Genomic DNA, 20,511 nt, shown 5'->3' with positions numbered 1-20,511 from the left:
ACGACGTTGCCACGACCCCGGCCGGCTGAGGCTTCATGAACATCGAACAGGAGTGGGAGGCCAGCTACGCCGGCCGCGATGCCGCCGAGTTCGCCCACCTGGCCGAAGGCAACGCCCGCCAGGCCCGCAAGCGGGTATCGGCTGATGCTCTGATCCGCGACGAAGCCGGCCGCCTCCTGCTGGTTGATCCGACATACAAGCCGGATTGGGATCTACCGGGCGGGATGGCTGAAGCCAACGAGCCGCCGCGGGACGCCCTGCGGCGCGAGCTGAAGGAAGAACTCGGTCTTGATCCGCAGGTGGGTGACCTGCTGTGCGTGGACTGGGTTTCACCGCATGGGCCGTGGGATGACCTGCTGGCCTTCGTCTTCGACGGCGGCGCCCTCACCCAGCAGCAAGCGCAGGGGCTGCGCTCCGTGGACCCGGAGCTGGCGGCCGTCCGCTTCTGCTCCCCGGAGGAGGCGGCCCAGCTACTCCGGCCGTATGTATGGCGGCGGGTACACGTAGCACTCGCCGTGCTGGGCGGAGGAGGTGTCCGCTACCTCCAGGACGGCCATAGTTGACCGTCCTGGTGCTGCTGGGACGGTCGTTCAACAGAAGTACAGGCACTTTGCACCAGCCTGCCGCCCTCGACAACTCCGCGCGAGCCTGGGCGGTGGAGCTGGCCCGCGCAGCCTGGCGCATGTTCGTCGTCGTCTGCCTGGCCATCGAGGTCACGCATTGCGTCCTGAGTGGTCGCAAGCGGCCCCGGCACCGCCGCTTGCCGAGCATCCGGCCGCCCTGAAGCGGCGCAAATGAAAAAGCGGCTGCCCGCTGGAACGGGAGCCGCAATAAGCACTAACGGAAAAACTCACTCTTAGCTTACCGGGCATCCGGATGTCGGTCAATGCCTTTCGTCAGCCTACCCCTCCCCTTACAAGTCAAAGGGGTCGCGGCCGGTGCTCGGCTAAGAGGGACAGTAAACAAGGAACTCCGCCATGAGCGCCTTCATGGTATCTAATACACACATTGATGCCCTCCTCACAGCTGCTCTCCATTTCGGCACGCAACTTCCCTTGTCCTGGTATGACACCAAAGAGAAACCCGCTGAGGGCTACCAGCGAGGAGCACCCTGGGGGCCAGGGACGGCCGAGTGGTAAAACAACACCGCCGTACCTTGACGCCAGAGAGTGTCCATTCACGGGTGTGCCGGGGTAGCCCGCTGACCTTGGGGTTTGTGTTGCGGGGACGTGCTGTGGCCGTTGCTTGATCCTGGTGGCTGGGCGTGGATGATCAGGGTTGTGGCTGAGCTGTCCGCGTCGTCGTGGGAGTCGCGTCTCGCGGCTGCCGAGGCGCGGATCGAGGAACTCGCCGTCGGGCAGGCCGCGTCGGTGGCGGCGAACGAGCGGTTGGTGTCGGTCAACGAGCGGCTGCGTCGGGTCGTGGAGGACTCGGCCGCGCGGCATGAGGTGGAGCTTGGCGCGGTGCGCGCCGAGCGGGACCGGGCCGTGCGGCGGGTCGAGGAGCTTGAGCTCGAGTTCGCCGAGCTGCGTCGGCGGTTGTCGATGGACAGTACGAACTCCTCTGTGCCGCCGTCGAAGGAGCCGGTCGGGGCGAGGGAGAAGCGGAAGGCCGAGCGGTGGGCGTCCTCGGAGCGGGTCCGGTCGAAGGACAGGAAGCCGGGTGGGCAGCCGGGCCATCCGGGGGCGGGGCTGGCGCGGGAGGAGACGCCGGACCGGTCGTTGTCGGCGGACCCGCCGTCGGAATGCTCGTCGTGCCAGGCGGATCTGTCCGACGCGGGGGTGCTGGCGGACGGGTGGGCGCAGGTCTGGGACCTACTCGAACCGGTGCTGGAGAAGGTCGAGTGGGTGTTGCCTCGGCGGCGCTGCGCGTGCTGCGCGAAGGTCACCACCGCCGTGGTTCCGGGGGTGCGGCACGCGGCGGCGGGCGCGGTGTCCTACGGGCCCAGGCTGCACGGCGCGGCGGTGCTGCTCGCCTCCGAGGGCAACGTGCCGGTCGAGCGGGCCGCGATGGTCATCGGCGCGCTGCTCGGGGTGCCGGTGTCGGCCGGGTTCGTCGCCCGCGCGAACGCCCGGCTCGCCCAGGACCTGAAGGCCGCCGGGTTCGACGAGGCGATGAAGGCGGCGCTGCGGGCCGAGCCGGTGCTGTGCGGGGACGAGTCGCCGGTCAACGTGCTGCGCAAGGATCGTGACGAGGCCACCGGCACCGCCCTGTCGGGCACCCCGCACCTGCTGGTGGTGCGCACCCCGGCGCCCGGGCTGGTCTGGTATGCGGCGATCAGCTCCCGCTCGTCCGGGGCGATCGACGCCACCGGCGTCCTCACCGGCTGGCACGGCTACCTGACCCGCGACGACTACGCCGGCTGGCACCAGTACGACCCCACGCTCGCCGGCGTGCAGTTGTGCTGTGCCCATCTCATCAGGGCGTTGCGTGCGGTGCTGATCCTCGCGCCGAAGGTCCAGAAGTGGGCGGGCCGGCTCATCGACCTGCTCCGCGAGGCCAACGGCCTGGTCGTCGCCGCCCGCGCCGCCGGGAACAGCCGCCTCGGCCAGGCCGCGATCGACGCGCTGCGGGCCCGCTACGACGCCGACGTCCGGATCGGCGAGCTGACGAACATGTCCCGCCCCTGGGCCGACGAGAAGAACCATCCCGGCCTGGTCCTGGCCCGCCGGCTCGCCGCGAAGGCAGACCAGGTCTGGCTCTTCACCACCGACTTCAAGATCCCATGGACGAACAACCCCAGCGAGCAGGCCATACGCCTCCCGAAACGCCACCAGGCCGTCTCGGGCTACTGGCACACCCCCACCATGGCCGCCTACCTACGCGTGCGCTCCTACCTCGTATCCGCCCGCGACCACGGCCTGACCGCCGTCGACGCCATCCGCCTCGCCCTCGCCGGTACGCCCTGGATGCCAGCCAGGCGCGCGGCCAGCCCCACACACGCTCTCGCCACCTAAACCAACATCAACACGGGGCTGCTCAAGCCGTCACCCGTGAATGGACACTTGACTGGGGGCGGGGTCAAACGGTCGTAGCGACGCCTCGATAGGATGATCGTGATGGCGTCGAGGCTGCGGGCAGCCAGGTGCACCAGCGCGGTCCGCTTGATCTGTGACCACACCCCTCCGCCGGGTTCAGCTCGGGGGCATAGGCCGGCAACGCCACCACGCTCACCCCATCGGCGTGTTCCTGGAGAAACGCGGCCATCTCCGCCTGGCGGTGGATGTTCACCCCGTCCCAGACCAGGATCATCCGGCCCCCGGGAAGCTGGGCGTGCGCGGCGGCCAGCAGATCCCGGCAGTCCTGCCAGCCGATGCCTTTCCGGCCGCTGCCACCACGCCAGGTCCGGGCCCGGTAGAGCAGCCCTGGGCCGCCACCCGGGGCGGTAGCAGACCATCGGCGACCACACTCACCCGTCCGGACCCGCCCGGCCGGGTACCCGCACCACCGGTGTTCGCCCACGTCGACCCCAGGTCCGTGCCCGTGGCGGCCTGCGGCTCTGTCCTGTCTCGCCGAGGAAACCCGGCCCAGGCCGCTTGCTCCAGACAGTGCGGGGGCGTGGTTTGTTGCCTGTCACGCAGCGGGCGTGTCGGTGCCGCGCAGGATGTAGAGATCGTCGCCGAAGACGGCGGTGATCTGGATCTGGCCGCCGAGGGCCTGGACGTAGCGGGCGATGACGTCGACGGTGGAGACGTCGCCGCGTTCGATCTGGGAGACCCGGCTCTTGCTGACACCCATGTGCTCGGCGACCTCGGTCTGGGTCAGGCCGAGGAGCCTGCGGCGTTCAGCGAGGCGGTGGCCGTCGATGTAGGCCTGGTTGCGCCTGCGGGCCTCGGTCAGGGTCTCCTCGGCGTCGGCGATCAGATCGGCGCGGACGTCGTTCCACCGGGGGAATCTGGTCATGAGCTGCCCTCCTCGGCTTCCCGTTCCTTCATGTACTCGGCGTACAGCGTCTCCGCGCGTGGGATCGCCGTGCGGTACCAGCCGGACCAGTCGCCCGACTTGTCCCCACCGACCAGCAGGATGGCGCAGCGCCAGGGATCGAAGACGAACAGGACGCGGATCTCCGAGGTGCCCGCGGAAGCTGGCCTGAGCTCCTTGAGATTGTGGATCTCCGAGCCGACCAGGCGGTCGACCAGTGGTCGGCCCAGGCTTGGCCCGGCATCGGCCAGCCGATCGATCGCGTCGACGACGAGCGCCCTGGACCTCGGATCGAGCTCGTTGACCCAGGCCAGGAACTCGTTCGTCACGCGGACTTCCCATTCGTCCACAGACAGAGTTTAGCAAATTCTCGACCTCGGACGTGGGAGCGGCGGCGCCGGGCTCGCTGTCTTCTACGTGGCCGGCCGTGGTGTCTCGACCTCGCGGACACGTAGCGTGGCCACGTCGCGTACCCGAGTTTCGGTGAAATCTGCGAGCAGATCTACTATCCCGTGCTTGAGGCAACCGTAGGCCGGCCGTACGCGCGGCAACAGCGACACCACCGGCGCGATCCGCGGCGGTGGTGTCACCACGGGGCTGAAGTGGAAGCGCCGGCGTGAGCCGCTGTCGATCGTCGGCGAAGTGGACGCCGCGGTACGCGAGGCGTGCTGGGAACTCGGCGCTATCGTTGCCGCCAGTCTGGCAGACGGCTTGAGCGCCGCCCCCGTTGGCCGTGTGGATCGGGAGCTAGCTGTGCGGCGCCGTCTGGGATGTCGGTGTTCGCCGGTACGGTGCCGCCATGTCGAGTCCGCCTTCGCCGCATGACGCGGTGTTCCGCCGGGTCCTCGGTGTGCCGTCGAACGCGGCGTCGCAGCTGCGCGCGACGCTGCCGGCGGCTCTTGTGGCCCGCCTCGACCTCGACCGGCTGGCGATTGTCCCCGGTAGCCTGGTCGACGCCACGCTGCGGTGGCGGCACACCGACCTGCTCTTCACCGCTCCGCTTGACGGCCATGAGGCGTTCATCTACGTCCTCGTCGAGCACCAGAGCAGCAGCGACCCGCTTATGGCGTTCCGGATGCTGCGTTACGTCGTGCGTGTTTGGGACCGCTACCTGGCAGACCATCACAAAGCGGCCCGGCTGCCAGCGGTGGTCCCGCTGGTCGTGCACCACAACGAGCACGCGTGGGTCGCCCCGACTCAGGTGCTCGACCTGGTCGACCTGGCTCCGGACCTCGCCGGCGCCTGGCGGGAGCATCTGCCCCGGTTCCAGTTCCTGCTCGATGACCTGGTTCGCGTTGACGAGCGGGAGCTGCGGGAGCGTCCGCTGACGCACTCGGTGCGGCTCACTCTGCTCCTCCTCAAGATCGTCCCTGGTAACCCCCGGCTCGCCCAGGACCTGCGACCGTGGGTCGACGAACTGCGCGCGGTCCTCGACGGCCCGGATGGCAGGGAGGAGTTCGCCACTTTGCTGCGTTACATTGAGCTGGTCGGAGAAGCGGACGCCCGCGACGAGTTGCATGACCTGATCGCCGGCCTTGGACCTGAGGCGGAGGATGCCTACATGACCATCGCAGAGATGCTCCGTGCCGAGGGTCGTGTCGAGGGTCGCGTCGAGGGTCGTGTCGAGTCGCTCCTCCAGCTGTTGACCCTCAAGTTCGGTCCGCTTCCCGAGGCCGCGCTCGCCGCCGTGCACGACGCCTCCGCCGGCCAGCTCCAGACCTGGACCGCTCGCGTCCTGATCGCCGACACGCTCGACCAGCTTTTCCTCTGACCAGCTGCAACGCCGCGGTAGCTCTCTTCGCGCGGGTTGCCTGTCAGCACGAGCACGCGTCCTGACGCGCCTTCAGCCCGGCCGCGGCGATGTTGGCCGGGTCGCCGCGGGGGATCGCGTCGGTGACCACGCGCACCAGGCGCACCCCCACCCATATGCACGTACTGGCCTTCCCGGACATGGATGATCCGTTCGGGTCCCCCGCTCCGACCGTGGTAGCCGGAACCCCCTGCTGTGCGAGATCATCCGGGCGCTCACCGCGACGGACCTGACAGCCGTCCCGCTGCGCTCGCTGCGGCAGGTGACCGAGCTACGGCTCGGCCTGCCCCAACCGCGCGACGACCGCGTCGCCGCGCTCACAGCGGCGCTGGCCGGTGATCCCGCCGATCCGCGGACTCGGGCCGAGTTCGGCGCCACCGTCGGGGCGAGTGAACGTACAGTGAACGTACCTTGAGCCGCCTGTTCCGTTGCCAGACCGGGATGACCTTCCCGCAGACCGTGCTCAGGTCCCCCAAACTCACCGGTCGACGGATCGCCGTCACCTTGGTATGTCGATTTATCCTGTATCGTCCCCAATGGCATCATGAGCGGGGTGCCCCGGGGGACCGGGGAGAATCGGGAAGCCGGTGAAAGTCCGGCACGGGCCCGCCGCGGTAACCGGGAAGTCGCCGTCCATGCGCGTCGCGCAGCCACTGGGCCCTCGGGTCCGGGAAGGCGGACGGCCGGCGTTGATCCGGAAGTCCGAAGACCGGCCCCGCATCGACGTCGCCCGTCGTCGTGCGGGCGGCCGGACAGCGGGAGCCTGCCATGCCCACCGACAGCCACCCTACGAACCTCCGCCCCACGGACCTCTACGATGTCCTGCACCGGCGGCGCGACGTGCGCGGCCAGTTCACCGGCGCGCCGATCCCCGCCGACGTGCTCGACCGGGTGCTCGGGGCGGCTCACGCCGCGCCGAGCGTCGGCCTCAGCCAGCCCTGGGACTTCATCCTCGTCACCGACGAGCGGTCCCGGCGGGCCTTCCACACCCATGTGCACCGCGAGCGCGCCGTCTTCGCCGGGGCCCTGGCCGGTGAGCGTGCAGCCCGGTTCGCCCGGATCAGGATCGACGGCATCCTGGAGTCGTCGTTGTCGCTGGTCGTGACCTACGATCCGCACCGCGGCGGGCCGGCGGTGCTGGGGCGGCACGCCATTGCCGACGCCGGCTTGTACTCGGTGTGCCTGGCGATCGAGAACCTGTGGCTCGCCGCAACCGCCGAGGGCCTCGGGGTGGGCTGGGTGTCGTTCTACCGGGAGCCGTTCGTTCGTGATCTGCTCGCCATCCCCGCCGACATCCGGCCCGTGGCGTGGCTCTGCCTCGGGCCGGTAACCCATCTTGAGCACGTTCCCGACCTCGAACGCCATGGCTGGGCCCGGCGGCGTCCCCTCGCCGACGCCGTCCACGCCGAGCGCTGGGGCGCGATGCCGTCCGGGGGCGCGATGCCGTCCGGGGGCGCGATGCCGTCCGGGGACGAGTGGCCGTCCGGGGACGGTGCTCCCGCTGATCCTGGAATCGAGGGGCCAGCGGGTGTCCAACACTTGTTGGACTTCAGGTATGACTGTGGTGAGCATGCGGGATCTCAGCCACGCCGTGGGTACCTGGGTTGACCGTGCGCACGCGGGAGAATCGATCGTCATCACTCGCAACGGACGACCGTGGGCGAGGCTGGTGCCCGAACTGACGCAGACGGGCAGTGACTACCTGGACCAACTCGTTGCCGAGGGGCGCGTTACCGTCCCCACCGCGAGCCTGGCTGATCTCCCTGAACCGACGTCTACGGGCAGCTGGGACGGCCGTGACTCCGTGGACGTGGTGGCGGAGCTACGCGGGGAATCTTCTTGAATTATCTGGACTCCAGCGCATTGATGAAGTTGACCCATCCGGAGCGTGGGACGCGTGCGCTGCGCTCCTGGCTTGCCGTCCGGCCAGGCGTCGCGGTGTCGTCCGCGCTTGTGATGCTCGAAGTGACCCGAGCGTTGCGCCGCAGCGACCCCGCCGCTCTTCCCCGTATCCCCGACGTCCTGTCGCGGATCACGCTCGTGCCCATCGACCAACCGATCATGGTCTCCGCCGCGGCCTTGACGGATCCGTTGCTGCGTTCGCTGGATGCCCTGCATCTCGCGACGGCGCTCCGGCTCGATGCGCCGTCACTGGTCTTCGTCAGCTACGACAAGCGCCTGTCGACCGCCGCCGCCCAGGAAGGCCTGACCGTTGCTGTGCCCGCCTGAGCCACCGGGCGCATGCCGAGCCTGGCTGGTTTCTTCGCCCGAGCCGGTGGCCGGCGTTGGGAGCGGACCATGCCTGAGGAAGGGTGGACCATGCCTGAGGAAGGGTGGACCATGCCTGAGCAAAACGTGGCGTCCGAGCAAAATATGGCGTCGGTGCTGCCCCGGTCCTTGGGTACTTCCTCGGATTCGCGCCGAGGATGGTGAGCCGGGCACCCCCGTTCGGCCCCACGTTTCCGTTCAGGTCGTGTTGAGCATTCCCGAAACCCGTGGCCAGGCTAGGCTCGTCCCACGTGAACGGCGTTCCCGAGCCACTGAACTAGCCGCTGAAAGGATCCTCATGCGACGGCGTCTGTCGATCACCCTGGCCGGCCTCGGCTTGTTCACCGCGTTGTTCGCCGCTGCGGCCTCGGCGGTGGCACCGGCGGCTCCGAGCGCCACGAGGGTCGTCGCGGAGCCGGTCGCGTTCACGACCTGGAACGAGAAGCAGCCACCGGCGGCCGTCACCTACGACCGGCATCTCGTTCCGGTCGGCGCCGGGGCGGTCGTACTGGCGGCCGGCGGACCTCGTACCGTGGTGGGCTTGGTGGTTCAGGGGCTGCTGCCCGGCCACAGGTACGGGGCGCATGTTCATCAGAAGGCGTGCGGCGCGACGGGTACGGCGGCCGGGCCGCATTACCAGAACGTGCCGGACCCGGTACAACCCTCTGTCGATCCGGCGTACGCCAATCCACACAACGAGGTCTGGCTGGATTTCAGTACGGACGCCGACGGCAACGGCCAGGCGTTCGCCGTCGTCGACTGGAACTTCCGAGCCGGCGGTGCCAGGGCCGTCGTGCTCCACGAGCACGGGACGAGTGGCATGCCCGGCGAAGCCGGATCCGCCGGTCCGCGGGCGGCCTGCATCACCGTTCCGTTCTCCTAAATTTTTCCTAGATCCGATCGCTTCGCTATCTTGTGGCGAAGCCGAAGGCGGCGGTCGCGTAGCCGGTTTGCCACAGTCAGAGTCTCCGGTGCGTGGTGGATGAGCACCAGGACGCCGGACGGTGGCGTGACGCGGCCGTGCGGCGGGTTCAGCAGGGCGGTGCGGTCGTCGCGCCCCCGACTGGGGCGCCCGTCGGGCAGCTTGTCGCCGTGGTCGAGGCGCCCGGGCTCGGCGACGGGGTCGGCGCGACCGTCGGGGAGGCGCCCGTCGGCTGCGATGGCCGGCTCGTAGGCGTGGCGCTCGGCTGCGCGCTCGCCGTGGTGGGTACCGGTGTCGCAGTGCCCGGGTCCGTCGGTGTCATCGGCTGTTCGTCGCCGACCGGGGGTGGGCTGGCCGGGCCGGGCCGAGCCGGGCCGGGCCGGGTGCCCGGCGTCCACAGCGGAGCACCGGCCGGCGGCTGGTTCGCGGGGCCGCCGGGGGCCGCCGGGCCGAACGACGGGGCGGGGGCGGCCGGTTCCACCTGGGGATCGGAGCCGCCGGCCCCGATGAGCGCGGCGACGAGCCCGACGAGCCCGACGATTCCAGCGAGCAGGACGACCGGCAGCGCTCCGTGCGCGCCCGGTGCCTGCCGCCGCCAGGACGCCGGGAGCCGGCCGAGCAGCATGCCGAGGAGCCCGCCGTCCGCCGGGTGTCGCGGCGGACCGGCTGCGCCGCCGTCGGCGGGATCCTGCACCGAGCCGTCCGCGCCCCGGCGGGGCACCGGGACGGTGCGCCACGACTGGTCGTCGCCCGGCGGTGGCGTCGGCCGGTTGGCCAGGGGATGGGTCGGCTGATCGGGCCGGTCAGGGTCCAGCGGCGCGCCGTTGCTGTTGCTGCCGTTGCCGGGTCCCGCGCTCAGCGGCGGGCGGGCCTGCCAGGGGGTGAGGGCCAACGCCGCAGCCCGGTCGGCGTCGGCCGGGGTGCGGACCGCGGAGTCCGAGACCAGGCTGCGGACCAGTTCGGCGGCGCTCGGGCGCTCCTCCGGCCGACGCCCGAGCGCCGCGCGCACCAGCGGGGCGAGCTTCACCGGCACGCCGGCGATGTCGGGTGGTCGGTCCTCGCGCATCCTGGTCAGCACGTCGGACTGCTCGGAGGCGAACGGCGGATGTCCCGTCGCCGCGTACGTCACGCAGGCGCCCCAGGCGAACACGTCGGCGGGGGGCCCGGCCCGTTCCCCGCGCAGCTGCTCGGGCGCCATCCAGGCCAGCGTGCCAATGAGAATCCCGGTGCGGGTGTGGCTGGGGATCCCCGAGGCCCGCGCGATGCCGAAGTCGATGACCTTCGGGCCGTCCCAGGCCAGCAGGATGTTCGAGGGCTTGAGGTCGCGGTGCACCACTCCGGCGGCATGGATGGCGATCAGCGCGTCGGCGAGTCCCACGCTGAAGCCGTGCAGCAGCCGTTCCTCCAGCCGGCCGTGGCGCAGCACCGCGTCGGCGAGGCTGGTGCCCTCCACGTATTCGGTCGCCAGCCACGGCGACGTGGCCTCGGGATCGGCGTCGAGTACCGCCGCGACCGCCCGGCCGTGCACCCGGCGGGCGGCGGCCACCTCGCGGCGGAACCGTTCCCGGAATTCGGGGTCGTCGGCGAACCGGGCGTCGGGAACCTTCACCGCGGCGGCCCGGCCGTCGGCGTTGAAACCGAGGTACACGGTGCCCATGCCGCCAGCGCCGATCCGGTTGTGGATCGTGAACGGGCCGACGTGGCGCGGGTCGTCGTCAACAAGCGGGGTCAGCATCGTGCCGCCTGTCCTGATCGCCGCGTTCGGTTCCGCGTTCGGTTCCGCGTTCGGCCGTGAGACTCGGAATGCCGGGGCTCACCCGAAAGCTCACTCCTTCGTCGGCGGTGGGCACGGGCCGAGGCCCGATGGCCGCCGGCCCGCGCCGCACCGGTGTCCGTGGGTCGACGGCATTCACAGCGTCATTCACAGCGTCCACGGCATCCGCGACGTCCACGGCCCCGCGAGACCCCTAACCCTGAACCGTAATGCTTCCAGCGCAGCGATGTGCGGCTGGGCGCGGAGGCGGGCGCCTCGGGTCCGCCACCCGCCACCGCCATCCGCCACCCGCCATCCGGTACCGCCCGCCGCCACCCGGACCCCGGCGGACGGCCCTACCGTCGGCTGCCGGAGACATTCGGGTCGCTCGGCGGAATCTTGTCCAGGGTGGAGAAGATTGTGCCAGTCCAGCGGAAGCGGACGTCGGCGTGGCCCGACGGGGCATCGACCGGGTCCCGCGGGTCGTAGGTGGCATAGCGCAGCACGACCTCATGATCGTTGCGCTGGCGCTGGAGGGTGATGCGCGCGCTGGGTGCCTTCGTGTCCGTGCCACGGTACTCACCGTCGGCGAAGACGAAGGCGAGCTGCCGGGGGGTGTCCCCGGCCGGCTGGCCGGTGCCGATCACTACGTTCAGTCGCCGGTCGGCCGCGTAGGTGCTCATGTCCGGCTCATAGCCCTTCCGGCGCACCGTGGCGGCGGCGTCGGCGGCGGACAGCGTCGCCACCGTGGTCGCCACCGTGGTCGCCACCGGTGTCGGGCTCGCTGACGCCGACGCCCGCGCCCGCGCCGATGCGGGCCCGGTTGTGGCGGGCGGCGCGGCGGCCTGCAACGGACCCGTCGTCCCGGCGGCCTGCAACGGACCCGTCGTCCCGGCGGCCTGCAACGGACCCGTCGTCCCGGCGGCCGTCCCCGCCGTCCCGGCGGCCGTCCCCGCCGTCGCCAGCGGGTCTGGCGTCGACCCCGTGATGGTGGGCGTGTCGTCGCTACGGTTGAGCACCAGGGCCGCCGCGAGGCCCCCGCTGAGCAGCACCGCGAGCAGCGCGGCCACCGCCACGACGGCTCCACGCCGCCCGCCGCCCCCGCTCCCGCCTCTGCCCGACCCGACGCGCCACCCGTCGTCCTCCCAGCCGTCAGCGCCGTGGCTCACGGTCGGCGGGGCGGACGCGCGGTGGTGGGCGGACGCGCGGTGGTGGGCGGACGCGCGGTGGTGGGCGGGATCGGGACCGTAGCCGGCGTCGCGGTACCCCCCGTGGGGACCCTCGCCGTCCGGCGGGGTCGGCGGCAACGACCACCAGCGGGCCAGCGCCGTCTCGCTGGCCCGGTCCGATTCGGCGGGGGAGCGGACGTCGTGGCCGACCAGTCGGGCGAGCAGCTCGGTGGCGGCGGGGCGGCGCGCCGGCTCCTTGTCCAGGGCCGCCCGCACGACGCCGACCAGGGACGCGGGCAACCCGTCGAGGTTGGGCTCCGCGGTGAGGATCTGCAGGCCGATCGCCTCCGCCCGTTCGCCCCGGAAGGGGGGCCGGCCGGCGGCGGCGAAGGTGACGCAGGCCCCCCAGGCGAAGATGTCGGCCGCGGGTCCGGCCCGCTCGCCGCGCAGCTGCTCGGGCGCCATCCAGACCAGGGTGCCGATCAGCATTCCCGTCCGGGTGTGGCTCGTGTTGTCCCCGGCGCGGGCGATGCCGAAGTCGATGACCTTCGGGCCGTCCCAGGTGAGCAGGATGTTCGCCGGTTTGAGGTCGCGGTGCACCACCCCGGCGGCATGGATCGCGACCAGGGCGTCGGCCAGACCGACGGCGAGTCCCTGGACCAGTCGATCGTCGAGCTGGCCGCGGGTGGCGACCGCGTCCGCCAGGTTCCTGCCCTCGACGTACTCCGTGGCCATCCACGGCCGTTGCCCGGTCAGGTCGGCGTCGAGCACAGCGGCGACGGCGCTGCCCCTGACCCGGCGGGCCGCGTCGACCTCGTGCCGGAAACGGGACCGGAACTCGGGATCGTCGGCGAGTCCGGCCGACGGCACCTTCACGGCCGCAGGCCTGCCGTCGGTGCCGAAACCGAGGTAGACGACGCCCATCCCACCCGCGCCGATGCGGTTCGCCAGCCGGTAGGGGCCGATGCGTCGGGGATCGTCCGTGGTCAGGGGCGTCAGCACGCCGCTTGCCTTCTCTCCGTCGTCGGGTGTCGGGGTAGCCCGGGTGTCGGGGTGGCCCGGGTGTCGGGGTGGCCCGGCGGTTCCGGCGCACCTCGCGACGGTGCGGGGTGGAGATGCGCCGATTGTCTCCCGTGCCGTCCCCTGCACTCATCTGACGGCGTTGCCTTCGCTCTGTGTCAAGTGTCCGCCACTTTATGTGTGCGGTGTGGTCGACGCGCCGCTCGCGGTGTGGTTGACGCGTCGCCGCTACGCCCTGACGACCTTCGCGCGAAGATTTGTCCAATGCTTGGTATGGAACGAAAGAATTAGAGGTTGTAGCGTAATCTTGCAGGGATATTTTCGTAAGAAGATCGACGTCGCCGAGACGGCTCGTGGGATGGCGACGGGATCCGGATGAAAGTGGTCCGGGGGAGGAGAGCGGGATGGTCGTCCCCTTGCGGTCAGCCCAGCCCTTGCGGTCAGCCCAGGTGTCTGCGTCCGGTGCCCGGTCGGCGGACGCGATGCCGGCGGAGGGGCTAGCGGCGGACGCAGTGCTGAGCACGCTCGGTCGTCACGTCCTCGTCGACGGCTTCGACCTCGTCTGCGACCTGGCGATGAGCCGCGGCAGCGTGCTCGTCGACGCCCGTGATGGGCGGCGCTATCTCGACCTCTACAGCTTCTTCGCCTCGGCGCCGCTCGGGATCAACCCGCCGGACCTCGTCAACGACGCGGGCTTCGTCGCCCGGCTGGGCCGGGTGGCGGTCAACAAGCCGGCGAATCCGGACGTCGCCACCGTCGCCTACGCCGAGTTCGTGCGGACCTTCGCCCGGGTCCTCGGCGATCCGCAGTTGCCGCATCTGTTCTTCGTCGAGGGCGGGGCCCTGGCGGTGGAGAACGCGCTCAAGTGCGCCTTCGACTGGAAGAGCCGGCACAACGCGGCACACGGCCGTCCCGCGGCGCTCGGCCGTCGGGTTCTGCACCTGCGGAACGCCTTCCACGGACGCAGCGGCTACACCCTCTCGGTCACGAACACCGATCCGGTCAAGACCGAGCGTTTCCCCGTCTTCGACTGGCCGCGCATTGACTGCCCGGCGATGATGTTTCCCTGCGTGGGGCCGGCCCTCGACGCCGTGATTGCCGCGGAACGTGTCGCGCTCGGCCAGGCCGAGGCCGCCTTCGCCGCCCATCCCCACGACATCGCCTGCTTTCTGGCCGAACCGATCCAGAGCGAGGGCGGGGACAACCACCTGCGGGCCGAGTTCTTGGCCGCGATGGCCGCGCTCTGCCGGCGCCACGACGCGCTGTTCGTGCTCGACGAGGTGCAGACCGGTGTCGGCGCCACCGGCTCGGCGTGGGCCTACCAGCAGCTCGGCCTGCGCCCGGACGTCGTCGCGTTCGGTAAGAAGGTCCAGCTCGGCGGGGTGATGGCCGGCCGGCGGGTCGACGAGGTCGCCGACAACGTCTTCCGCGTGCCCGGGCGGATCAACTCCACCTGGGGTGGTGGCCTGGTGGACATGGTCCGCGCCACCCGCATCCTGGAGATTATCGAGGCACAGGGGCTCATGGCCCGGGCCGGCGAGCTCGGCGTGGGCATGCTTGCCGGGCTGACGGAGCTCGCGGCCCGCCACTCCCGGCTGCTGCGTAATCCCCGTGGGCGCGGTCTGCTCTGCGCGGTGGACCTGCCGGGCAGCGCCGTCCGGGACGAGGTGCTGCGGCGGCTGCGGGTGCGCGAGGGAGTCCTCGCGCTGCCCGCCGGGGAACGGGCCATCCGGTTCCGACCGGCGCTGACGGTGAGCGCCGAGCAGCTCGCCGCCGGGATCGCGGCCCTCGGCCGGGTCCTCGACGGACTGCCGGGTGGTGGATTGGACGGGCTGGGCGGATCCGATGGGCCGGGCGGATTAGATAGGCCGGATGGACCCGGTGGACCGGATGGGGGATCGTCATGACGCTGGTACGGCCACGGCGGGTTGGTGCGCTCATTGGCGGACGTCCGCGGGACGGACGTCCGCGGGACGGGTGCGCGCCGCCCGGCGCGGCCGAAGCGGAGCTCACCCCGGTCCGGACGGTGCCCTCGACCAACCCGGCCCGGCTCGACGACGTGGTCGCCGAGGTCGAGCTGGCCGGCCCGGAGACGATCCTTGCCGCCGCGGTGGCGGCCCGTGACGCCCAGCGCACCTGGGCAGACGTGCCGGCCCCGGTCCGGGGAAGCGTGATCGGCAATCTCGGCCGGCTCGTCGCGGACAACGCCGCCGCGCTCGCCCGGCTCGTCACCCGGGAGATCGGCAAACCGGCGGCCGAGGCTCGCGGCGAGGTCCAGGAGATCATCGACACCTGCGAGTTCTTCCGCGGCGAGGGACGCCGGCTTTACGGCGAGACCGTTCCCTCCGAGATGCCGGACAAGCAGCTGTTCACCTTCCGGGAGCCGGTCGGGGTGATGATGGTGATAACAGCGGGGAACTTCCCGGTGGCGGTGCCGTCCTGGTACATCGTGCCGGCCCTGCTCGCCGGCGACACCGTGGTCTGGAAGCCTGCCGAGTACGCGGCGGCCTGCGCGCAGGCCCTGGTCGAGCTGATGGCCGCCGCCGGGGTTCCCGCCGGCGCGGTGAACCTCGTGCCCGCCGACGGCGCGGCGACGTCGCTCGGGCTGGAGCGGGCGCTGGCGGCCGGCGTCGTCGACAAGGTCGGCTTCACCGGATCCACCGAGGTCGGCCGGTTCATCGGCGCCCTGTGCGGCCGGTACCTGCAGTCGCCGTGCCTGGAACTCGGCGGGAAGAACCCGATGGTCGTTGCGCCCGACGCCGATCTCGACGCCGCCGTCGAAGCGGCGGTGTTCGCCGGGTTCGGCACCGCCGGGCAGCGGTGCACCTCGCTGGGTACGGCGATCGTGCACGAGTCGGTGCACGCCGAGTTCGTGCGTCGGCTCGACGCCGCCGTGTCCGCGGCGGTCGTCGGCGATCCGACCCGGGACGTGCTGTACGGGCCGCTGCTCGACGCCCGGTTCGCGGCCGGGTTCGCCGACCATCTCGACCTGATCCGGGACCATCACCGGATCTTCGGGTCCACCGCGGTGGGACGGATCACGTCGGCCGGTTTCGGGACGTCGGCCGGTTCATCGACGCCGTTGACACCGGCAGGGCCGGGAAGGTGGCCGGGCGGACCGCGTCGCGGCTTCGTCGGCGATCCCGACTCCGGGCTGTACTACCACCCGGTGGTGCTCGACGGCGTGCGCCCGGACGACGAGGTGTTCCGCGAGGAGACGTTCGGTCCGATCATCGGCGTTACCACCTACCGCAGCCTCGACGAGGCCATCGACCTGGCGAACCTGCCCGGCTACGGGCTGTCGTCGTCGATCTACACCGGCGATGCGGCGAGCGCGTTCCGGTTCCGGCGGGGGGTGCGGGCCGGGATGGTCAGCGTCAACTCCTCGACGTCGGGCGCGGAGGCCCACCTGCCCTTCGGTGGCAACGGGCGGTCCGGTAACGGAAGCCGCCAGTCCGGTCGCTGGGTCCTCGACCAGGTCACCCGATGGCAGTCGATGAACTGGGACTACTCCGGCAGGTTGCAGAAGGCCCAACTCGACACGGCCGTGCCCCCGGCCGACCTGTCCTTCCGCCTGTCGGACCCGTGACGTTCCGACTGAGACGGGTGCCGTGCTGCCGTCTCGCCGTGCTGCCGTGCTGCCGTCTCGCCGTGCTGCCGTGCTGCCGTCTCGCCTCATGGACCCGATGGGGTTTTCTCGACGATGCGGAACAACGCGGCTGGTCACGGCGGATCGGGGCGTCCGGAGGTTCCGCCGTCCCGGTGCGTTGTCGCATCTCGCCGCATCCAGGACTGGGCCCCGGCGCCGGGCGCCGGTCCGCGCCATAGTCGGCGCATGCCAGACCTGGTGATGCAACCGATGCCCGGGATGCGGCCGACCCCCGGCACACGACGGGCCGGCCGCCGGGAATGGGCCGGTCTCGCCGTACTCGCCCTGCCCTGCCTGCTGCTGTCGATCGACGTGACCGTGCTGTACTTCGCCCTGCCGTTCATCACCGCACGCCTCGCCCCGAGCGGCGCCCAACTGCTCTGGATCGTCGACATCTACTCCTTCGTGCTCGCCGGCCTGCTGATCACGATGGGGACGGTCGGCGACCGGATCGGGCGTCGCCGGCTCCTGCTCTACGGCGCGGCCGTGTTCGGAACCGCGTCGGTACTCGCCGCCTACGCCACCGGCCCGGTCATGCTGATCCTCGCCCGGGCGGCGATGGGCGCCGCCGGTGCCACCCTGATGCCGTCGACCCTCGGGCTCATCCGGGTCCTGTTCGTCGATCCGGACCAGAGGCGCGTCGCCGTCGCCATCTGGACGGCGAGCTTCTCCGGCGGTGTCGCGCTGGGACCGCTGCTCGGCGGCTTCCTGCTGGAGCACTTCTGGTGGGGTGCCGTCTTCCTGATCAATGTGCCGGTGATGCTCCTGCTGCTGGTGCTGGGTCTCGCGTTCCTGCCCGAGTTCCGGGATCCGCGTCCCGGCCGCTTCGACCTGACCAGCGCCGGGCTCTCCCTCGCCGCCGTCCTCAGCGCGGTCTACGGCATGAAGCGCATCGCCGAACACGGCTGGACCGCCGTTCCGATGACCGCCTTCGTCGTCGGTGTGATCCTGGGTGGCCTCCTTGTGGTCCGGCAGCGCCGGGTCGACCAACCGCTGATCGATCCGCGGTTGTTCGCGTCCCGTGCCGTGCGCACGGCGTTGGCCGTCAACGCCCTCGCCCTGTTCGCCCTCGTCGGGTTCAGCTTCTTCGCCACTCAGTACCTGCAGCTCGTGGCGGGCCTGACCCCGCTGGTCGCCGGACTGTGGACGATGTTGCCGGCGACCGCAATGATTATCTCTGTGCTGGCCGCCCCCCGGCTGCTGCGGCTGCTGCGGCTGGGCGGCGCGCTTGGCGCGGGGCTGGTCGTCACCGCGCTGGGATTCGGCATCGCCAGTCGGCTCGGCGTCTCCGGGGGTCTGCCGGTGCTGCTCGGCGCCTATGCCGTGCTGATCAGCGGGGTCGGTGTCGTCCTCACGATCTGCACCGACGTCGTGCTCGGCAACGCCCCACCCGAACGGGCGGGTTCGGCCTCCGCCCTGTCCGAGTCGGCCATCGAGTTCGGGGGCGCGCTCGGGGTCGCCGTTCTCGGCAGCATCGCCACCGCCGTCTACCGGAACGAGGTGCCGACGCGGGCACCGTCCGGCCTGCCCACGATCGCGGTCGACGCGGCGCGGGAGACCCTCGGCGGTGCGGTGGAGGTCGCCCACCGGCTCCCCGGCGGCCTCCACCCGGGTGGTCTTGGCGACATGCTGCTGCGGGTGGCACAGGAATGCTACGTCGACGCGATGTCGGTGACCGCCCTGATTGCCATGACGGTCATGGCGGTCACGGCCATCGCCGTCGTGGTGGTGCTGCGCCGGGACGCTGCGCCGTCGATGCCTGAATCGTCAACGGTCGGATCGTCAACGGCCGGGGACGCGGTCGCCGGGCGGGCCGAGAGCGTCGGCACCGAAGGGTCCGACCGTACGGTGGCGGACTCCGCCGCTCCCGGGGCATAGGCGTCGCTTCCGATCGTAGACGCCGCTCCCGGGCGGGCTCCCGGGCGGCATAGCCGGGTCAGCCGGCCGTCGACTGGCTCGGTGCGGTCGTGGGCGTCGGTGCGGTCGTGGGCGTCGGTGCGGTCGACTGGCTCGGTGCGGTCGTGGGCGACTCGAAGCGGGGCCGCAGGGGCATGCCGGCGGTGCCGGCGTCCGGCCGGACCGCGAGGGTCTGGTGGATCTGGGTCCGCCCGCTCTCGAAGCTCAGCGCCGATCCGGCCATGTAGAGCCGCCAGACGCGGGCCCGACCCGCCCCGACCATGCCGACCGCGGCCGGCCAGTTCTTCTCCAGCAGGCGTACCCAGGCCCGCAGGGTCAGCGCGTAGTGCTCGCGCAGGGACTCGACGTGGCGCGCCTCGAAACCGGCCGCCTGCATCAGGGAGACCATGACCCCGATCTCGTGTAGTTCCCCGTCCGGGAAGACGTAGCGCTGGAGGAAGTCGCGTCCCCTCGGCAACGGGACCGGGCCGAGGCCGGGCCGGGCCCGGCGGGCCCCCGCGGGGTCGCCGGGAAACGAGATGCCGTGGTTGAGCAGGCGCCCCCCGGGGCGCAGCAGCCGGTACAACTGGTCGAAGTAAGTCGGGAGCATCGCCCGGCCGACGTGTTCCACCATGCCGATGGAACTGATCGCGTCGAAGGGGCCGTCCGGGATTTCCCGGTAGTCCTGCAGGCGGATCTCGATGACGTCGGCGAGGTCCGCCTCGGCGACGAGGCGGCGGGCCTGCGTGGCCTGTTCCACCGAGATGGTCACCCCCACGCCGCGGACCCCGTGGTGGCGGGCGGCGTGGATCAGCATGCTGCCCCAGCCGCAGCCGATGTCCAGCAACCGCTCGCCGGGACGCAGGCCCAGCTTGCGGCAGACCAGCTCGTGCTTGGCGTTCTGGGCGGCGTCCAGGCCGACCTGCTCCGATTCCCACACCCCGCAGGAATAGGTCATCGTCGGGCCGAGGATGAGGCGGTAGAACGCATTGGACACGTCGTAGTGATGGGATATCGCCGCCGCGTCCCGGTCCCGGGTGTGCTGCCGGCCGCGCAGCCGGGCCTCCTCGGGCGGCGGGGCCGGCATGCGCGGGCCGAGTTCGCGCAGCAGGGTCGCGGCGGCGCGGGCGGTCGCGCCGGTCAGCCGCGAGCCGGCACCGGCGATGCCTCGGCGCACCGCGAGGGCGGCGAAGATGTCCCCCTCGACGTCGATCTCCCCGGCGACGAAGGCCCGCGCGAAGCCCAGCTCACCCGGGCGGAACAGAATGCGGCGCAGCGCCTCCGGCGAGCGGACCAGGATCCGGGTGGTGGTGTCCGGTCCCAGCACCGAGCCGTCCCACAGCGCGATCCGTACCGGCGGGTCGTCCCCGATCAGGCTCTCGAACAAGATGCGCGTCGCCCGCGCCACGTTCGGTGACCACTGCGGCTCCCGGCGCGGAATGGTCGCTTCGGCAGGGTCGTGCTCCGCCGGCTGTCGACTGATCGTCACGGCGCATCCTCCGGTTGTTACCTGGGCTCATCGTCCCCCGGAAACCTGCTGCCGCAACGGTGTCGGGTGTTGCATGTCCGTATCCCCGACGGGATCCTCGGTAGCGGGAATGCTCCGGTCCGTCCCGCGCCGCTCAGGCCACGGCGGAGGCGCCGAGCAGGGCCTTGAGGTCGCCCATGAGGGCCGGAGTGCGCTGGACCGTATGCGCGTCGTCGAACCGGAACACGGTGGTGCGGCTCGCGGTCTGCAGCCGCAGGTGCACTTCCGTCCGCCCGGGAGGGGCGCCGAGAACCTCCCGCAGCCGCTCCACCGTCAGCGGCGCACCCGCTGCTTGAGCGGGCGGGATTCCGGCGCGACGTACGCCTCGCAGCCGATGATGGGCTTGACGCCGGCCGCCGTCGCCTGCTTGTGGAAGTCGTAGGCGCCGTACATGTAGCCGTGATCGGTGATTGCGACCGCCGGCATCTGCTGGCGGAAGACCTCTTTGAGCATGTCCTTCAGCCGAGCCGCCCCGTCCAGTGTCGAGTACTCGGTGTGAACGTGAAGGTGGACGGAAGAGTTGGACCGTCAGACCTTCCCGCGCGCGCGGTCCGGACACCTCCGCCGTCGTGTCT

The 20,511-nt window shown here is 71.3% G+C and carries 18 protein-coding genes, 2 pseudogenes and 1 riboswitch; of the genes and pseudogenes, 12 read left to right on the top strand and 8 right to left on the bottom strand.

The window, feature by feature from the left end; all coding sequences use genetic code 11:
- The first annotated feature begins 35 nt into the window (after positions 1–35).
- The 3 genes from FRANCCI3_RS14505 (at position 36) to FRANCCI3_RS14495 (ending at position 2,957) form a co-directional block, all read left to right on the top strand.
- On the top strand, positions 36–563 hold the full coding sequence (locus FRANCCI3_RS14505) for an NUDIX domain-containing protein (RefSeq protein ID WP_011437272.1): 528 nt from the start codon (positions 36–38) through the stop codon (positions 561–563).
- Positions 560–784 (top strand): hypothetical protein, encoded by a 225-nt coding sequence (locus FRANCCI3_RS14500; RefSeq protein ID WP_023841125.1) that lies wholly within the window; start codon positions 560–562, stop codon positions 782–784. The genes FRANCCI3_RS14505 and FRANCCI3_RS14500 overlap by 4 nt, the downstream gene beginning before the upstream one ends.
- 484 nt (positions 785–1,268) lie before the next feature.
- A complete protein-coding gene (locus FRANCCI3_RS14495; protein ID WP_011437271.1) occupies positions 1,269–2,957 on the top strand; it encodes an IS66-like element ISFsp11 family transposase in 1,689 nt (562 codons plus the stop codon).
- A gap of 64 nt (positions 2,958–3,021) precedes the next feature.
- Here FRANCCI3_RS14495 and FRANCCI3_RS14490 read toward each other — a convergent pair whose 3' ends face one another.
- From FRANCCI3_RS14490 to FRANCCI3_RS14480, 3 genes are all read right to left on the bottom strand, one after another.
- Positions 3,022–3,462 carry a transposase gene (locus FRANCCI3_RS14490; RefSeq protein ID WP_011437270.1) on the bottom strand — a complete coding sequence of 147 codons (441 nt, stop codon included), beginning with the start codon at positions 3,460–3,462 and terminating at the stop codon, positions 3,022–3,024.
- A gap of 111 nt (positions 3,463–3,573) precedes the next feature.
- Entirely contained in the window at positions 3,574–3,903 is a 330-nt protein-coding gene (locus tag FRANCCI3_RS14485; protein WP_011437269.1) for a helix-turn-helix domain-containing protein, read from the bottom strand.
- The gene (locus tag FRANCCI3_RS14480; RefSeq protein ID WP_011437268.1) at positions 3,900–4,250 is read right to left on the bottom strand and encodes a type II toxin-antitoxin system RelE/ParE family toxin; all 351 of its coding nucleotides are present in this window, start codon (positions 4,248–4,250) and stop codon (positions 3,900–3,902) included. The genes FRANCCI3_RS14485 and FRANCCI3_RS14480 overlap by 4 nt, the downstream gene beginning before the upstream one ends.
- Before the next feature lie 470 nt (positions 4,251–4,720).
- On the opposite strand from FRANCCI3_RS14480, the gene FRANCCI3_RS14475 reads away from it, so the two are divergent.
- From FRANCCI3_RS14475 to FRANCCI3_RS14450, 6 genes and pseudogenes are all read left to right on the top strand, one after another.
- Positions 4,721–5,692, top strand: coding sequence for an Rpn family recombination-promoting nuclease/putative transposase (locus FRANCCI3_RS14475; RefSeq protein WP_011437267.1), 972 nt, complete (start codon positions 4,721–4,723; stop codon positions 5,690–5,692).
- A 301-nt stretch (positions 5,693–5,993) separates the two neighbouring features.
- A complete protein-coding gene (locus FRANCCI3_RS28195) occupies positions 5,994–6,146 on the top strand; it encodes a hypothetical protein (protein WP_011437266.1) in 153 nt (50 codons plus the stop codon).
- Between the two features lie 119 nt (positions 6,147–6,265).
- Positions 6,266–6,464: riboswitch (cobalamin riboswitch) on the top strand.
- 35 nt (positions 6,465–6,499) lie between these two features.
- A pseudogene (gene bluB, locus FRANCCI3_RS14465) lies at positions 6,500–7,153 on the top strand (5,6-dimethylbenzimidazole synthase); the annotation flags it as partial.
- Positions 7,095–7,574: a type II toxin-antitoxin system Phd/YefM family antitoxin gene (locus tag FRANCCI3_RS28760; RefSeq protein ID WP_308726851.1), complete on the top strand. Its 480-nt coding sequence runs from the start codon at positions 7,095–7,097 to the stop codon at positions 7,572–7,574. The pseudogene bluB and the gene FRANCCI3_RS28760, both read left to right, overlap by 59 nt.
- Positions 7,571–7,960, top strand: coding sequence for a type II toxin-antitoxin system VapC family toxin (locus FRANCCI3_RS14455; protein ID WP_011437264.1), 390 nt, complete (start codon positions 7,571–7,573; stop codon positions 7,958–7,960). Before FRANCCI3_RS28760 ends, FRANCCI3_RS14455 begins: the two co-directional genes overlap by 4 nt.
- 337 nt (positions 7,961–8,297) lie before the next feature.
- Positions 8,298–8,882 carry a superoxide dismutase family protein gene (locus FRANCCI3_RS14450; protein ID WP_011437263.1) on the top strand — a complete coding sequence of 195 codons (585 nt, stop codon included), beginning with the start codon at positions 8,298–8,300 and terminating at the stop codon, positions 8,880–8,882.
- Positions 8,883–9,030: 148 nt separating this feature from the next.
- Here FRANCCI3_RS14450 and FRANCCI3_RS14445 read toward each other — a convergent pair whose 3' ends face one another.
- Together FRANCCI3_RS14445 and FRANCCI3_RS14440 are read right to left on the bottom strand one after the other, a co-directional pair.
- Positions 9,031–10,656 (bottom strand): serine/threonine-protein kinase, encoded by a 1,626-nt coding sequence (locus FRANCCI3_RS14445; protein WP_011437262.1) that lies wholly within the window; start codon positions 10,654–10,656, stop codon positions 9,031–9,033.
- 374 nt (positions 10,657–11,030) lie between these two features.
- A complete protein-coding gene (locus FRANCCI3_RS14440) occupies positions 11,031–12,845 on the bottom strand; it encodes a protein kinase domain-containing protein (RefSeq protein WP_011437261.1) in 1,815 nt (604 codons plus the stop codon).
- Positions 12,846–13,345: 500 nt separating this feature from the next.
- Between FRANCCI3_RS14440 and lat the strand changes: the two genes are divergently transcribed.
- The 3 genes from lat (at position 13,346) to FRANCCI3_RS14425 (ending at position 18,390) form a co-directional block, all read left to right on the top strand.
- Positions 13,346–14,770 carry an L-lysine 6-transaminase gene (lat, locus tag FRANCCI3_RS14435; protein ID WP_236701483.1) on the top strand — a complete coding sequence of 475 codons (1,425 nt, stop codon included), beginning with the start codon at positions 13,346–13,348 and terminating at the stop codon, positions 14,768–14,770.
- The gene (locus FRANCCI3_RS14430; RefSeq protein ID WP_011437259.1) at positions 14,767–16,452 is read left to right on the top strand and encodes an aldehyde dehydrogenase family protein; all 1,686 of its coding nucleotides are present in this window, start codon (positions 14,767–14,769) and stop codon (positions 16,450–16,452) included. The genes lat and FRANCCI3_RS14430 overlap by 4 nt, the downstream gene beginning before the upstream one ends.
- Positions 16,453–16,722: 270 nt before the next feature.
- Complete coding sequence (locus FRANCCI3_RS14425; protein ID WP_201783441.1) at positions 16,723–18,390, top strand: MFS transporter; 1,668 nt, start codon at positions 16,723–16,725, stop codon at positions 18,388–18,390.
- A 58-nt stretch (positions 18,391–18,448) separates the two neighbouring features.
- On the opposite strand, the gene FRANCCI3_RS14420 is transcribed toward FRANCCI3_RS14425, so the two are convergent.
- The 3 genes and pseudogenes from FRANCCI3_RS14420 to FRANCCI3_RS14415 all read right to left on the bottom strand — a co-directional run.
- Positions 18,449–19,897 (bottom strand): class I SAM-dependent methyltransferase, encoded by a 1,449-nt coding sequence (locus FRANCCI3_RS14420; protein WP_011437257.1) that lies wholly within the window; start codon positions 19,895–19,897, stop codon positions 18,449–18,451.
- 133 nt (positions 19,898–20,030) lie between these two features.
- Positions 20,031–20,207 (bottom strand): hypothetical protein, encoded by a 177-nt coding sequence (locus FRANCCI3_RS27050; RefSeq protein WP_011437256.1) that lies wholly within the window; start codon positions 20,205–20,207, stop codon positions 20,031–20,033.
- 8 nt (positions 20,208–20,215) lie between these two features.
- A pseudogene (locus FRANCCI3_RS14415) lies at positions 20,216–20,458 on the bottom strand (PHP domain-containing protein); the annotation flags it as partial.
- Between the last annotated feature and the right edge of the window lie 53 nt (positions 20,459–20,511).

It is taken from the genome of Frankia casuarinae (assembly GCF_000013345.1).
In the GTDB taxonomy this organism is placed as follows: domain Bacteria; phylum Actinomycetota; class Actinomycetes; order Frankiales; family Frankiaceae; genus Frankia; species Frankia casuarinae.
The sequence above is the reverse complement of the archived record's forward strand: the minus strand, read 5'-3'. Positions and strand labels throughout refer to the sequence as shown.